The 15,400-nt window shown below is 31.5% G+C and carries 9 protein-coding genes, 1 rRNA gene and 1 pseudogene; 9 read left to right on the forward strand and 2 right to left on the reverse strand.

Features of this window, described 5'->3' with window-relative positions; translation table 11 throughout:
* The 9 genes and pseudogenes from ABJD66_RS01050 to ABJD66_RS01090 all read left to right on the forward strand — a co-directional run.
* Positions 1-731, forward strand: a pseudogene (locus ABJD66_RS01050) (alginate lyase); the annotation flags it as partial.
* Positions 732-734: 3 nt separating this feature from the next.
* On the forward strand, positions 735-2,996 hold the full coding sequence (locus ABJD66_RS01055) for a heparinase II/III family protein (protein WP_348127248.1): 2,262 nt from the start codon (positions 735-737) through the stop codon (positions 2,994-2,996).
* A gap of 347 nt (positions 2,997-3,343) precedes the next feature.
* Complete coding sequence (locus ABJD66_RS01060; RefSeq protein WP_303543312.1) at positions 3,344-6,451, forward strand: TonB-dependent receptor; 3,108 nt, start codon at positions 3,344-3,346, stop codon at positions 6,449-6,451.
* A gap of 25 nt (positions 6,452-6,476) precedes the next feature.
* Entirely contained in the window at positions 6,477-7,922 is a 1,446-nt protein-coding gene (locus ABJD66_RS01065) for a RagB/SusD family nutrient uptake outer membrane protein (protein ID WP_100895351.1), read from the forward strand.
* 24 nt (positions 7,923-7,946) lie between these two features.
* Positions 7,947-8,921: a PKD domain-containing protein gene (locus ABJD66_RS01070; RefSeq protein ID WP_100895350.1), complete on the forward strand. Its 975-nt coding sequence runs from the start codon at positions 7,947-7,949 to the stop codon at positions 8,919-8,921.
* An 8-nt stretch (positions 8,922-8,929) separates the two neighbouring features.
* On the forward strand, positions 8,930-9,829 hold the full coding sequence (locus ABJD66_RS01075; protein ID WP_232732658.1) for a polysaccharide lyase family 7 protein: 900 nt from the start codon (positions 8,930-8,932) through the stop codon (positions 9,827-9,829).
* A gap of 171 nt (positions 9,830-10,000) precedes the next feature.
* Positions 10,001-10,705 carry a FadR/GntR family transcriptional regulator gene (locus ABJD66_RS01080; RefSeq protein ID WP_100895348.1) on the forward strand — a complete coding sequence of 235 codons (705 nt, stop codon included), beginning with the start codon at positions 10,001-10,003 and terminating at the stop codon, positions 10,703-10,705.
* 150 nt (positions 10,706-10,855) lie between these two features.
* Positions 10,856-12,481, forward strand: a complete 1,626-nt coding sequence (locus tag ABJD66_RS01085) for an MFS transporter (protein WP_100895347.1) — start codon at positions 10,856-10,858, stop codon at positions 12,479-12,481.
* 55 nt (positions 12,482-12,536) lie between these two features.
* On the forward strand, positions 12,537-13,301 hold the full coding sequence (locus tag ABJD66_RS01090; RefSeq protein WP_100895346.1) for an SDR family NAD(P)-dependent oxidoreductase: 765 nt from the start codon (positions 12,537-12,539) through the stop codon (positions 13,299-13,301).
* A gap of 144 nt (positions 13,302-13,445) precedes the next feature.
* Here ABJD66_RS01090 and ABJD66_RS01095 read toward each other — a convergent pair whose 3' ends face one another.
* On the reverse strand, positions 13,446-14,921 hold the full coding sequence (locus tag ABJD66_RS01095) for a fibronectin type III domain-containing protein (RefSeq protein ID WP_348127257.1): 1,476 nt from the start codon (positions 14,919-14,921) through the stop codon (positions 13,446-13,448).
* A gap of 388 nt (positions 14,922-15,309) precedes the next feature.
* Positions 15,310-15,400, reverse strand: a 5S ribosomal RNA gene (rrf, locus tag ABJD66_RS01100); the annotation flags it as partial.

A 15,400-nucleotide genomic window follows, 5' to 3' on the forward strand; every position in this document is an offset into this window, starting at 1 on the left:
ATCTAAAAGGAATTAATTTTGATGGTGAAAACGCCCCTGACAGGACAGGAAATTCTGTTATTACGACGAGTAAATATTCTATGAACAAAAATTACAAATTGTTTATAGATAATTGTGACTTTGTAAATTTAGATGTTAACCATTCTTTTGATGCTGTAATGGTTTACAAAAACACATTTGCAGATACAATTAGTATTAAAAACTCAAAATTTAATACTATTAGTGGTAATGTTTTGGCATTAGACAAAGAGACAGAGGATATTGGAATTTATAATGCTGAGTATGTAATTTTAAAAAATAATAGTTTTAGCAATGTAAATGGTGCTGTTTTAAGTTTACACAGAGGCGGCAAGGACGAGAGTACTTTTGGGCCGTTTTTAGAATTAGACCACAATACTTTTGATGCTATTGGTTACGGTAAAAGAAACAAGTACAACGCCGCAATTAATCTTTATGGAGTACAAGTAAACACCATTACTAATAATATTTTTAATAAAACCAAGTCTTTAAAAATGCATTTGGTGGTTGGTGAACCTATTGTAAATATTTTAAATAATAATTTTTACAAGTCTGATGGTTTAGAAATTACAGGAGACCAAAAATATAATGTAGAAAACTTATGGACCTTAGATCCTGGCTTTAAAGAGGGTTCTTATGCATTATCTACCAACTCTGATCTTGCTAGTAAGGCTACAGATGGTAAAAATTTAGGCTTAATTATAAACAACTAACTAATGGTTTTAAAAAAATACATCTGTTTTGTATTGGTATTAAGTCTTTTTGCTTGTAAAAAAGATAAAGTAACTGCTACAACAGCAACAGAACAAGCAACAACTAATCACCCAAGTTTAATACTAACTAAAGAAGGTGTAAAAAATATTAAAGCTCAGTTAGGAACAATTCCTTTGTTTGACAAAACTTTAGAAGATGTTAAACAAGAAGTAGATGCTGAGATTAGTAAAGGTATAGACGTTCCTGTTCCAAAAGATTTTTCTGGCGGTTATACACATGAACAGCACAAAAAAAACTTTCTAATACTACAAAAAGCTGGTGTGCTTTATCAAATTTTAGATGATGAGAAATACGCAGTATACGTTAGAGATATGTTTTTAGAGTATGCAAAGTTGTACCCTACACTACCTTTACACCCACAAGAAAGGTCTTATGCAAGAGGTAAACTTTTTTGGCAATGTTTAAATGACTCTAATTGGTTGGTATATGCTAGTCAAGCTTACGATTGTATTTACAATTGGTTATCTAAAGAAGAAAGAAAACATTTAGAAAACGATTTATTTATTCCGTTTGCTAATTTTATATCAAAAGAAAATCCTCAATTTTTTAATAGAGTACATAACCACAGTACTTGGGGTAATGTTGCAGTTGGGATGATTGCATTGGTTATGGATAATGATGAGCTTTTGCAAAAAGCACTTTACGGATTAAAAACAGATTCTATTGCTGCTAATTTAAAAGATGATGATGGTGGGTTTATAAAAAATAAAGATCAAAAAGTTGGCTTTTTAGCAAATTTAGATGAGCCTTTTTCTCCTGACGGATATTATACTGAAGGTCCTTATTACCAAAGATATGCTATGTACCCGTTTTTAATTTTTGCACAAGCATTAGAAAACAAAAAACCAGAACTTAAAATTTTTGAGCATAAAAACGCAGTGTTAACAAAAGCAGTAGAAGCATTAATAAACCTTACTGATAAAGACGGAGAGTTTTACACAATTAATGATGCGCAAAAAGGAATGTCTTACTACTCTAGAGAATTAGTAACCGCTGTAGATATTGCTTATCATTACGGAGGCAACAACCCAGAACTACTAAGTATTGCTAAAAAACAAAATAAAGTTAATTTAGATGATACAGGTTTAGCTGTTGCATTAGGTTTAAAAAATAATTTAGAGAAACCTTTTACAAAAAAATCTATTACTTTAACAGATGGTCCCAATGGTAAACAAGGTGGCATTAGTGTATTGCGTAACAACAATTTAGAAGTTATATTTAAATATACAGCACAAGGCCTTAGTCACGGTCATTATGACAAGTTATCTTTTTTTATGTTTAATGATGGTACAGAGGTTGTACAAGATTATGGCTTAGCAAGATTTGTTAATATAGAACAAAAAGGTGGTGGTAATTACTTAAAAGAAAATACTACTTGGGCAAAACAAACAATAGCACATAATACCATTATACAAAACCAAACTTCTCATTTTAATGGTAAGTATAGTTTAGGCAGTAAAAACCATTCTAACCAATACTTATTTAATGTTTCTAAAAAAATTACAGTAGTTAGCGCTAAAGAAAATAATGCATATCCTAACACAGAATTACACAGAACTTTGGCTATAGTTTCAGACTCTTTGTTTATTAATGAGCCATTTGTTTTAGATATTTTTAATGTTACTGGTAGCTCATCAAATAAGTACGATTTGCCTTTTTATTACAAAGGTCAAATAATGCAAACAAACTTTAAGTATACACAACAAGCTACATTAAAGACATTGGGAGACAAAAATGGTTACCAACATTTATTTGTAGAGGCTTTAGCAGATGCACCAAATAGTAATTTAAAATTTAATTGGATGCACAATAATGTATTTTACACATTAACATCTGCTACACAAGCAACAGACAAAATTATTTTTGCCAGAATTGGTGCTAACGATCCAGAGTATAACTTAAGAAGAGATCCTACTTTAATCATCAGAAAAAATAATACTAAAAATGCATTATACGTAAATGCCATAGAAGCACATGGTAGCTACAGTCCTGTATCAGAGTTCTCTGTAAATGCATATAGTAGTATAGCCAAAATAGAAACCCTTTTAAATAGTAAAGACTATACCGCAATACGTATTACAAATAACAACAAACAATCTAAACTATTTATTTTATCTAATACAAACCCAGACAAATCTACAGCACATTCAATAACAATAAATAATAAAGAATTTAGTTGGGTAGGTCCTTACACTTACAATTAACATAATTTATTGATATGAAAAAAAATAAAATGCCTTTAGCCTTAATATAGAGAGTTTTACAAAAAAACTTATTAATGATCGTTTTATTTTTTTTTAACAAAATTTTTGCATATATTCGAAAAGTATAAACTGGTTAACCAGTTTGGTTAACCAAATTTAAATAGAGCACAAAAAAAGGATAGGTGCACGCCTATCCTTTTACAAATACTTCTTTGGAGGGAAGTAATAAATATGTAGTATAAAAACATATTCTTTACAAAAGTAATGATTATTTGCTTTTAGCCTAGAGAAATGGTTTTTAAGTTACTACAGAACACTATTAACTCAATTAAACTAAACAATTAATTATGAACTTAAAAACAAAGCTAATTTTGGTGATAACGCTATTCTGTAGCGCTATTACTCTGGCTCAAGAAAGCTTCCCTATAAAGGGTACAGTGGTCTCTTCTGCAGACAACTTACCTATTTTAGGTGTAAACATTATCATTAAAAACACTGCTACAGGGACAACCACAGATTTTGATGGTAATTATGAAATTAAAGCAAAAAAAGGTGATATTCTTCAATTTTCTTTTATTGGATTTATCACAAAAAGTATCACTATTGCAGACCAAACTACTGTTAATGTTACCTTAGATGAAGACGCTAGTAAGTTAGATGAGGTTGTTGTTGTTGGTTACGGAACACAGAAAAAATCACATTTAACAGGTTCTATATCTAAAATAGTTAACGAAGATTTAGGACAAATAGCAGTATCTAGGGTAGATGATGCTTTGGTAGGTCAAGTATCTGGTGTAAACATACAAGCAACCGAAGGTGAAGCTGGTTCTGATCCAACGATTAGAATTAGAGGTACAGGTTCTATAACTGGTAACTCAGGACCTTTAGTAGTTGTAGATGGTGTTGTGGTTCCTAATGACTACTTAGGATCTTTAGATATGAATGATGTAGAATCTTTTGAAATATTAAAAGATGCTGCTTCAGGTGCAATTTACGGATCTAGAGGAGGTAATGGTATTATTCAAATAACCACAAAATCTGGTAAATCTGGAGAAACAAGATTTAGTTACTCTACATTAACTGGTATTAAAACTGCCAGACAAAGCGATGCCTACTACTCTACTGTAGCAGAAACTGCTGCTGCAGAATTACAATTTACACACGGTATATCTGACCAAACTAGATACAAACAATTAATTGGTGTAGATACAAACTGGCAAGAAATTATTTTTGATGGTGGTGTAATTACTAATCACTCTTTAGGTATTAGAGGTGGTAATGATAAATTAAGATTTAGCACCAACTTAAACTACAATCATGATGAGGGTGTTTTACTTACAGATGATTTTAAAAAATATAGTGTTAAGCTTAGATTAGATTATGATGTTACAGATGATTTAACTATTGGTCTAAGTGCTACTCCTTCTTACACAGAACGTAGACGTTTTGATGGCTCTACCCATGATATTTTAAGACAACCATCTTGGTTACCTGTATATCATGATGCAAACACAATACAATTTGTAAACCGTGTACAAGACGGTGGCAAATGGGCAGATGTTCAAATAGGTGATTATGCTTTACAATATCATTTTGATGGTTACGATTTAGCAAATGGTGCTCCTGTAAATGCCAGTAGTGGTGGTACAAATATTAGTAACACTTCTAACACTAACCCCGCTGCAAAAATATTAGAAAGAGATCGTAGAGATTACAGAAGTAAAATTCTTGGTAGCTTCTACGCTAAGTATAAAATTAATGATGATTTAAGCTTTAAAACTACCTTATCTGGTGATTACCAAAGATACAGACAACAAAGATGGCAAGGTGTAGAATCTAACAGAAACGGTGCAAGTGCTGCAAAATTAGATAGTACAAACACTAGAACACAGCATTTAGCCTTAGATAACGTATTATCATACAATAAAACATTTGATAAGCATGATTTTGGTGTTGTTTTAGGTGCTTCTGGCGAAAAGTATAAAACAGAGTTTGAAACTATTAGTTCTCAAGGTTATACAGATGATAGTTCTCGTTACATTAACCAAGACGATATTACAAACGAATATGAAGAAGAATACGAAAGTACTTTATTATCTTTTTTTACAAGAGTAAATTATGCTTATGCAGATAAATATTTAGCTTCTTTTAGCTTTAGAAGAGATGGTGCATCTGTATTTGGACCAAATAATAAATATGGTAATTTCTTTGCCGGCTCTTTGGGTTGGAACATTTCTAGAGAAAATTTCTTAAAAAATAGTGATGTAATTAACAACCTTAAATTTAGGGTTAGTTATGGTGTAACTGGTAACAACTCTTTTAGAACAGGAAACAACTTAATTAACAATTACCCTTATTTATCTTTAATAGACAACTCTATTGCTTCTGGTGTAACCGGCGGAGCTGTTACAAATGCTGCTAACCCTTTAAACATATCTAATCCAGATTTAAAATGGGAAAGACAAGTAGAGTTTAATCCTGGTGTTGATTTTGGTTTCTTTAACAATGTATTATCTGGTTCTGTAGATTACTACAAAAGAACTAGTGACCAGTTACTGTTAAACAACCCTATTGCATCTACAACAGGCTTTACAAATGCTCTTGTTAACATAGGAGAAGTAGAAAACTCTGGTATAGAAGTAGAATTAAGAACAAGAAATGTTGCTGGCCCTAAATTTAAATGGACTACAACTTTTATTACATCTACTAATAAAAATGAATTAACAGACTTTGCTGACTCTAACGGACAAATTCAAAATGTAGATTCTAAAAGAGCTGCAGAATGGATTAACTTAGAAGGTAACCCTATTTCATCATTTTATGGATGGGTTGTAGAAAGAGATATTCCTTTAGAATTTCTAAAAAATCCTTTTCATCCTGTAGGAGCAGAAGCACAAGATGTATATGTAAAAGATTTAAATGGTGATGGTATAATAGATGATGATGATAAAACAATTTTAGGAAATCCTTACCCTGAGTTTGTTTGGAGTATGTCTAATGACTTTAAGATAGGAAATTTTGACTTTAGTTTTATGTTCCAAGGAAGTCATGGAGCTGAAATAAGAAATATGGGAGATCAATATATTTTTAACCATTTTAATAGCTCTCAAGATTTTGTTACTGGTCCTACCGGAGACTATATTTTAGGTACTCCAAACCAAGAATTTATCAAACAAAAAATATTTACAAATGATATTATACAAGATGCATCATATATAGCATTACGTAATATAAACCTTGGATATAACTTTAGTAAAGATGTTACATCTCAATTAAAAATTAGAAGCGCTAGAATTTATCTTTCTGCACAAAATGTAATGTACCTAACAGCAGATAATTATACTGGTTTTAACCCAGAGTCTATTAATACAACATCTGCAACAACTTATGGTTACCAAAGAGCTGGTTCTCCTGTGTTTAGTACACTATCTGCAGGTATTAACATAGAATTTTAAACTACTAATTTAAAAATATATAATCATGAAAAAACTAAAATTTTTAACATTAATAGTCATTACAATTTTATCTACATCTTGTGAAGATTCATTTTTATCACCAGACTTAAAAACTGGAACAAGTGGAGAAGCATTTTATTCTAATGATGAAGAACTAGAGGCTGCCGTAATTAATATTTATGACGGATTACAAGGTGTAAACGCAGCTAAAATTACAAACTCAAACTTAAATCACGCAACTCAAGTAGAGTTTTACGTAACAGAAATGCGTAGTGATAATACAAGGTCTAAAAGCCAGGAAGGTGAAGCTGCTCAGTTTGAAAGCTTTGCTATAGAATCTACAAATGGTATTGTTGCAGATTATTACAGAAGCTTTTATGATGTAATATTTAGAGCTAACATAGTTTTAGACAACATAAATGCCGCATCTGATGCTGCTGCAGGAAAATTAGAAGGTGAAGCAAAATTTTTAAGAGCATATGCTTATTTTAACCTTGTGCGTCTATATGGTGATATACCTTTAGTTACAAATGTTATTGCTCCTTTAGATACTGAAACTGCTTTTACTAGAGTTAATTCTTCTGAAATTTATAGTCTAATTGTTTCAGATTTACAGACTGCTGTAGATAATTTAGATGATTCTTTTAAAGATAGAGCATCTAAAGCTGCAGCTCAAGGATTACTAGCTAAGGTCTATTTAACTCTACCAACACCAAACTACGCTCAAGCACAATTATTATGTGAAGAGATATTAGATCCTGCTAGAGGTTTTACCCTACTAGATAATTACAGTGATATATTCTTTTCTGAGCGTAATGATGAAATCATTTTTGCTATTGGTTACGAGCAAGGAGATAATAATAATAGTCAAAATTTTTCAGCAGAATGGTTAAACTCTGTTGGGAGAACAAGTGGCGTTAACTATGCTACTACAAATGTAGTTGCTGCTCTAGAAGAAATGGGAGGAGATAGAACGCAACATACCTACAGAATAGATCCTTTTCAACCTACAGAAAACCAAGCTATTAAATACTTGCCTAATGGTGAAGATGGTGGAGATAATGGTAGAACATTTAGCGCTGATGCACAAGCATCTGGTAATGATTGGATAGTTTTAAGATATGCTGATGTTGTTTTACTACATGTTGAAGCAATATTAGGTGGTGGTGAATCTACATCTAACAGCGGTGCGCTTGCATCTTTTAATGCAATTAGAGAAAGAGCTGGTTTAAATGATGATGAAGACGGAGTCATTACAAAGGAAGAATTATTAAATGAAAGACGTGTAGAACTTGCATTTGAAAACAAGCGTTTATTTGATTTAATTAGAATGGGAGAAGCAACAAATGTATTATCTGCATTTGCCACAGAAAATGGCTATAGTTTTTCTTCTACAGATTTGTTATTACCTATTCCACAAAGAGAAATTGGATTAAGTAAAGGTGTATTAACACAAAATCCTGGTTACTAAAAACAATAGTTAAAACATATAATTATGAAAAATAATAGAAAAATAAATAAATTAAAAGGTACAGCAGGACTATTGACTGCCATCTTTTTACTAACCATATCTTTTTCATCTTGTGATTTAGATTATGATATAGCTGATACTGCATCCATAGAAGACGCTACCCCTCCTACTGCATTTTTTGCTGCTACCCAAAATACTGGTTCAGATGATGCATGGAAAACGTATAGCTTTAGTAATCAATCTAACAGCGCAACGCAATACAGTTGGGAATTTACACATAGTTCTGGAGAAATAATAACATCTACTGAGGCAGAACCAGAACATACTTTTCCTGGAGAAGGTGATTTTGTAGTAAGCTTAACTGCTTCAGATAATTTAGGTGTAAAAAGTGTGTACACAGAAACAGTTACAGTGGTAGAACCTATAGTTCCTACTGTAATTACACCAGTAATATCAGAATGGGCTTTTGAAGACGGTACTGATGAAGGTGGAGACACACTTGGCTGCATATTTATTCAATCAGATGGTACGCCTAAAACCCCAAAAAACGACGGTACTAATTGTTGGAGAATTATAGGGGCAACAGTACACCAAACTACTAGTGATGGTGCCTATACTGTTCCTTTTGACAATACTTCTGGTAAAACTCAAGGTGCTAAATACCCTGCAACTGGCGCTGGTAATGACAGAGCTTCTTATCAAGCTTTAACCGTTACCCCTAACGCTAAATATATTGTAACTTTTCATTACGCACTTAAAAATGATGGAGATAAAGTTAGAGTTGGTATCCTAAACGGATGGATGGATAATGCAAATGAATTAGAAGCTACTGGTTTTATTGCTGAGGCTGATGGTGATGTGGCATTAGGTAAAAATAACTTTACAGAAGTTACATTTGAATTTGAAGCAAATGCTACAGGTGAAATTGCTATTTGGATTGATAATGTAAGTACTGGCGATACTTACTTAGATAATGTTAGTATTATACCTGCACCATAATATATAAAATAATGAATTTCCGAAGAGAAATAATAACCATAATATCAATTGTATTTCTTACTACTAACGCTGCTTGCCAAACAACAAAAAGTAGCGTAGTAGAATCGGATACTAAAATTTTAAAAAAGAAAAATAAGAAGAAAAAATACAGATTACCAAAAATAGATTTAAGCCATTGGAAAGTAACCTTACCTATTGGCAAACCCATAGAAGTAGAGCCACCAGAGATACTAAATTATGCCACAAACAAAACACTAAAGCCATTTATGTATAATGATTCTGTTTCTGGTGCGCTTGTTTTCTATGCATATCCTACTGCTGCTACAACAGCTAACACTAAGTATTCTAGAACAGAACTTAGAGAGCAAATGGAACCAGGCAATAATAATGTAAACTGGACTTTTAAACAAGGTAGAGGCTTAAAAGGAAAACTTGCTGTTGAAGATATTTCTAGAGATAGGAATGGTAAATATCACAAGACCATTATTATGCAAATACACGGTAGGTTAACCAATGAACAAAAAAAACTTATTGGTCAAAAAGACAATAATGCGCCTCCAATGTTAAAAATATATTGGCAAAATGGTAAAGTACGAGTAAAAACAAAAAAATTAATAAGCTTAAGTTTAACAGATACAGAAATTTTACATGACACAGCTTGGACAGATGATGAAGGACATACTTTTAAAGAAAATGTAGGTTTTGGCAAATTTACAATAGAAGTTAAAGTGTCTGATGGAGAAATGATAGTATCACTAAATAATAATGAATTTAAAGTATACAAAAATATTCATATGAAAAGATGGGGTGTTTTTGAAAACTATTTTAAAGCTGGTAATTATTTTCAATCAAGAGATGAAAACTCTTATGCTAAAGTTAAATATTATGAGTTAGAAATAACAGAGTAATAAATCAAATATAAAGTTGAAGTTACGTTTAAAACGTAGAGTTAGTTCTAGTTTTTGTTAGCACCAGTTCCTAGTTAGTCCTGGTGTTAACAAAACTATTAAAAATAGAAAAACACTCATTAAACTTAACTATTTTAGACGTCAATTTAAAGCCATTTAAAATTTTGAATTATGAAGTTAGATGTACAAACTACAAATGATAATAAGCAAATATTAAACTCAATAATTAGCAATATTAGAGATTTAATAAACTTAAAAAATTTGGAACCTGGGGATAAGTTACCCTCGGAACGTATGCTATCAGAAAAATTTGAAGTTAGTAGAAGTAACGTAAGAGATGCTATTCAAAAATTAGAATTTTATGGTTTACTAAAATCAATTCCACAAAGCGGAACATTTGTAGCTAAAATAGGTATTATTGCTTTAAACGGAATGATTGATGACATTTTAAGGTTAGAAAATCAAGACTTTAAATCTCTAGTAGAAACTAGAATTTTACTAGAATTAAAAACGGTTCGTTTAGCTGCATTAAGGAGAACAGAAGAGGATTTAATAAATATTAAGGCTGCTTTAGACGCTTATGAAGCTAAAGCTTTAAGTAATGAAGATGCGGTACAGGAAGATTTATTGTTTCACTTAGCAATTGCAAAAGCATGTGGCAATAGTACTATTAACACTTTTATGTTAACTATAACACCGCAGATAATTATAGATTTCGAAAAATACCACGTCTGTGATAAAGATCAAACAGTTAAAGGAATTAAAGAACATACAGCTATTTATGAAGCCATAAAAAAACAAGATCCAAAATTGGGTAAACAAAAAATGAAGGAACACTTCAATGCATTATATCAATATTGCTATAATATTAAATAAAAATGATAGTAAAGAGATACCTATTGCACGTAGTATCTTTTTATAAAAAAACATTAAGGAGGGAAGTAAAAATAATTAGAAAAGTAACAAATTACCATTGTTATTCATCTATTTATACATTCTATACACTCCTTTTATATATTAAAAAATATGAAAGTAAAAGGATTAAGATGGTGGGTAGTAGGACTTGTTGCTTTGGCTGCAGTTATTAATTATATAGACAGACAAGCCTTTGGTGCACTTTGGTCTGACATTGCCCAAGACTTATTCCCAGAAATGGATAAGGATGGACATAAAGTTATATTTGGTACAATATCTACGGTATTTATAATATCATATGCTAGTGGTCAAGCACTTTTTGGTAAAATTTTTGACTGGATAGGCACTAGAATTGGGTTTGCAATCTCTATTGGGGTTTGGTCCGTTGCAACTATGCTGCACGCCTTTGCTCAAGGAATGTTAAGCTTTTCTATTTTTAGATCAATATTAGGTTTAGCAGAAGCTGGTAACTGGCCAGGGGCGGCAAAAGCTAATGCAGAATGGTTTCCTACCAAAGAAAGAGCACTTGCACAAGGAGTTTTTAATTCAGGGGCAGCAATTGGTGGTATTATAGCTTATCCAGTAATTGGACTGTTATCTGCATACTTAGATTGGAAGTCAATATTTATAGTGGTAGGATTGCTTGGATTATTATGGTTATTACCTTGGTTATATATTGTTAAATCTGGACCAAAAACTCATCCTTGGCTAACAGATGACGAAAAAAAATACATCCTCTCTGGTCAAAAAAATCAAGATCTTGATGAAGATGGTAATCATGATGATGGCTATGTACCTGATACAGGAGAATTACTTAAGCATAAAGAAAGTTGGGGTGTAATAATTGCTTCGGCAGCACTTGATCCTATATGGTGGTTGTTTATAGTTTGGATTCCTATATATCTATCTGAAGTATTTGGTATGAATGTAAAAGAAATTGCATTTTCAGCTTGGGTTCCTTATGTAGGTGCAATGATTGGTGCATGGTATGGAGGTTTACTTGCCCAAAAGAAACTTAATTCTTCGTGGACTGTAGACAAGACTCGTAAGTATGTTATTACATTGGGATGTATCATAATGATTCCATGTTTTATTCTATTAAAATACCCTGGTGCACCTCAAATTTTAGGAGTTTTTGGAGTTGAGAAATCTGCTGCTTTAACAATGGCTGATCCACAAGTTAAAAAGATAATGGATAATGACGCATTTAAAGACTTAAAAGCGGATAAAAATTTTATTCAAGACATTGCTGGAAAAAATATTAATCAAATTAAATCTAACCCTACATTTAAGAAAGCATATCAATCTGCTGTTTGGAAAACACCAAAAGCAGAAGCAACAAAAGAAGAACGTTTATTGCCGAAATATGGAGCACCTACAGATTCTGGAATTGCAGCTCTTGCCTATTTATCAGAAATTAATAATGCTAGAAATACAGCAGCATTAATTGCAGTTGTAATTATGGCTATTTTGTTATTTGGATTTCAAATTGCAATTGGAAATATACAAACATTACCAAGTGATCTCTTTAGCGGAAAAATAGTAGGTACTCTTTCAGGCTTTTCTGGTATGGCAGCTAAACTTGGTGCAGCTGGGCTTACGCTATTAGTTACTTTTATCACTAAAGGTGGTAACTATACACCTGCATTTTTAATAGGTGGAGCATTAGCAATAATAGCATTATTAGCTGTTTGGATATTATGTCCTAAAATACAACCATTAAAACCTAAAAATTAATAATATTAAATATAAACATAGAAAAACAAATTAAATAAAAATTAAACACATAGAAATGAGTAAAAATAAAGGAAAAGTAGCAATTGTTACAGGAGCCACAGGCGGAATAGGTTTTGAAGTTGCAAAAAGATTGGGATCAGATGGATATACTGTTGTTTTAAATGGTATTGATGATACAGCAGGTGCTGATAGAGTAAATGAACTAACAAAACAAGGAATAACAGCTGAATATGTTGGTTTTGATGTAACAAAAGAAGATCTTGTAACAGATAACATAGTTAAAATTGGTGAGAAATATGGAAGAATAGACGTCCTAGTGAACAATGCTGGTGGTCTAGGTGGTAGATCTAGATTCGAAGAAATGACAACTGAATTTTACAGGTTTGTTATGGCTCTAAACTTAGACTCAGTTTTCTTTGCATCAAGAGCAGCTATACCTTACCTAAAAAAAGGAGAACACCCTTCTATCATCAATTATACCTCTAATGCAGGTTGGACCGCAGGAGGTCCTGGTGCAGGTATATATGGCACATCTAAAGCTGGCGTACACGCAATAACAAGAGCTTTAGCTAAAGATTTAGCAGAATACGGAATTAGAGTGAATGCAGTATCTCCTGGTACAATAGACACCCCATTTCATGCACAAATTAAATCTACAAAACCAGAAGTTTTTGCTTCATGGGCAAATAATATTATGTTAGGAAGATTAGGTCAGCCTGAAGATGTTGCTGGGGTTATTTCTTTTTTAGCTAGTAAAGATGCTTCATTCATAACCGCTGAAACGATACAAATAGGTGGCGGACAAGCATTAGGTATTTAGAAGAATAACTTAATATCACATAATGGGATAAAAAAAGGGCTAGAAACATCTGTTTTTAGCCCTTTAATTTGAATTAAAAAATTCTTAATCTTAAATCAGTTATGATTAATACATTAATATCAAGAATAAAATTAGAACAATATGTTAATCCACAGTATAACTAAACACTATCGAAGAAGATACTCCATTTTCAGAAAAATTAGCTATACCTTCTTTAACAGCTTTATTATTTAAAGTATTATACTCATCATCTGATATAAGAATCATAATTCCATCGCTTCCTGCAAAAGTATAACTTGAATAAGTAGTACCATTTAATTCAATATTATCCAATAGAGATCTATCTGAAAATCTAATTAATACTCTAGGTGCACTCCCAAAAGTTCCTGTAGTTCTAGGGCTAACAGTAGCAGAAGTAACTTCAAAAGTTGTTGGTAATGGTTCTGTTTTAAAAGTAATTTCCTTTTGTAATGTAGTACCATATTCTGTACTTCTTGCAATTACCTTAATTATATAATTTGTGTTAGGTGTCAACCCAGTAAATACATATCCTGAAGATGTAAGACCAACAGATTCTTCAGAATCATTTATATATACATCAGCTAAAACCCCACCTTCACCATCTATTGTCAATGATGACCATAAAATGCTAGCACTTTCTGTCTGAATATTACTTGAAGTTAAAGTGAAATCATTAGGAGAAGGTGCACTGTTTGTCTCTATTTCAATACTTTGAGTAGATATAGTTTCAAATTCATTAGATTTTGCAATTACTTTTACACTATATTTATTTGACGCATTCAAATTAGTGAACGTATAAGTAAATACATCTAAACCTGAAGCTATCATAACGTCATCTAAATAAACATCATATACAACTCCCTCACCTCCATCTATATTTGATTGTGTCCATTCAATTGTAAACTCTGTAGAAGTTACATCTTTAAAAGTAATTTCAACTAATGAAGGTACAGGTTTTACTAATGTTGTTATTTCTATACTTTCAGAAGATGTAGTTTGAAATTCATTTGATTTAGCTGTAATTTTAATATTATATATTGTCTCTGCATCTAAACCTTTAAAAACATAACTTAATGCATCAAGATCGGATACTACCAAAATATTATTTAGGTAAATATCATAAGAAACAGAATCACCACCTTCTATGATTGACGGAGTCCAGTTAAGTGTAAATTCAGAAGTTGTTATATCTTTAGATGTTACTACAAATTCTGAAGGAGATGGATTTATATTCGTCCTAAAAGTTCCCTTAGCCAATCCATTATTGTCATTTTTATCTTTTGCAACTACCTCAATATTGTATTCAGTATCTGCAGATAAATTTTCTAATATATAATTAGAAACAGTTAAATCTGCAACTTTTAATACTTGATCTACATATATATCATATGTAACTTTCTGTTTATTTGATACTGTCACGTCTTCCCAATCTAATTCAATAGAATTAACATTAGAAATAGCAGTAATTGTATAGTCTGTAAAAATTACTTCTTCAATTATTTCTTCAGTAACTTCTTCTTCATCATCGTCACTACAACTTAAAATTAAAAAAAAAGGGAAAACTAAAAATAGTACTTTAAATAATTTGATGTCTTTCATAAAAATTTTATATTTATTTGTTTGGCAAAAATAAATAAATGTAAGTAATATACTAATTATTTGTAAGATTAATTTTGTGATTAAAAAAGCTTCTTAATTATTAAATTACAACAACTAACATCTATTATTACCACCTAAGAACTAGTTATTCTGGTACTGTAAGTAGCTTATACAAATTTAATTATCTCAATTTTAGTTATACATCCGTATAACCAAACACAACAAAAGTCCTAGAAGTTAGCTTCTAGGACTTTTATTGTGTTTGGTATAATCTAATCAATGCTATAAAGTATTGTTTGTATAGCGCATACAAAGCAGTTTATAATTTGTAATCTTTGATTTTAGGGTATAAAAAAAGCCCTTATCGTTAGATAAGGGCTTCTCAAAAAAAAGGCGACGGCCTACTCTCCCACCTAGTGGCAGTACCATCGGCGCAGATGAGCTTAACTTCCCTGTTCGGAATGGAAAGGGGTGAGCCT

The organism is Cellulophaga sp. (genome assembly GCF_039943695.1).
In the GTDB taxonomy this organism is placed as follows: domain Bacteria; phylum Bacteroidota; class Bacteroidia; order Flavobacteriales; family Flavobacteriaceae; genus Cellulophaga.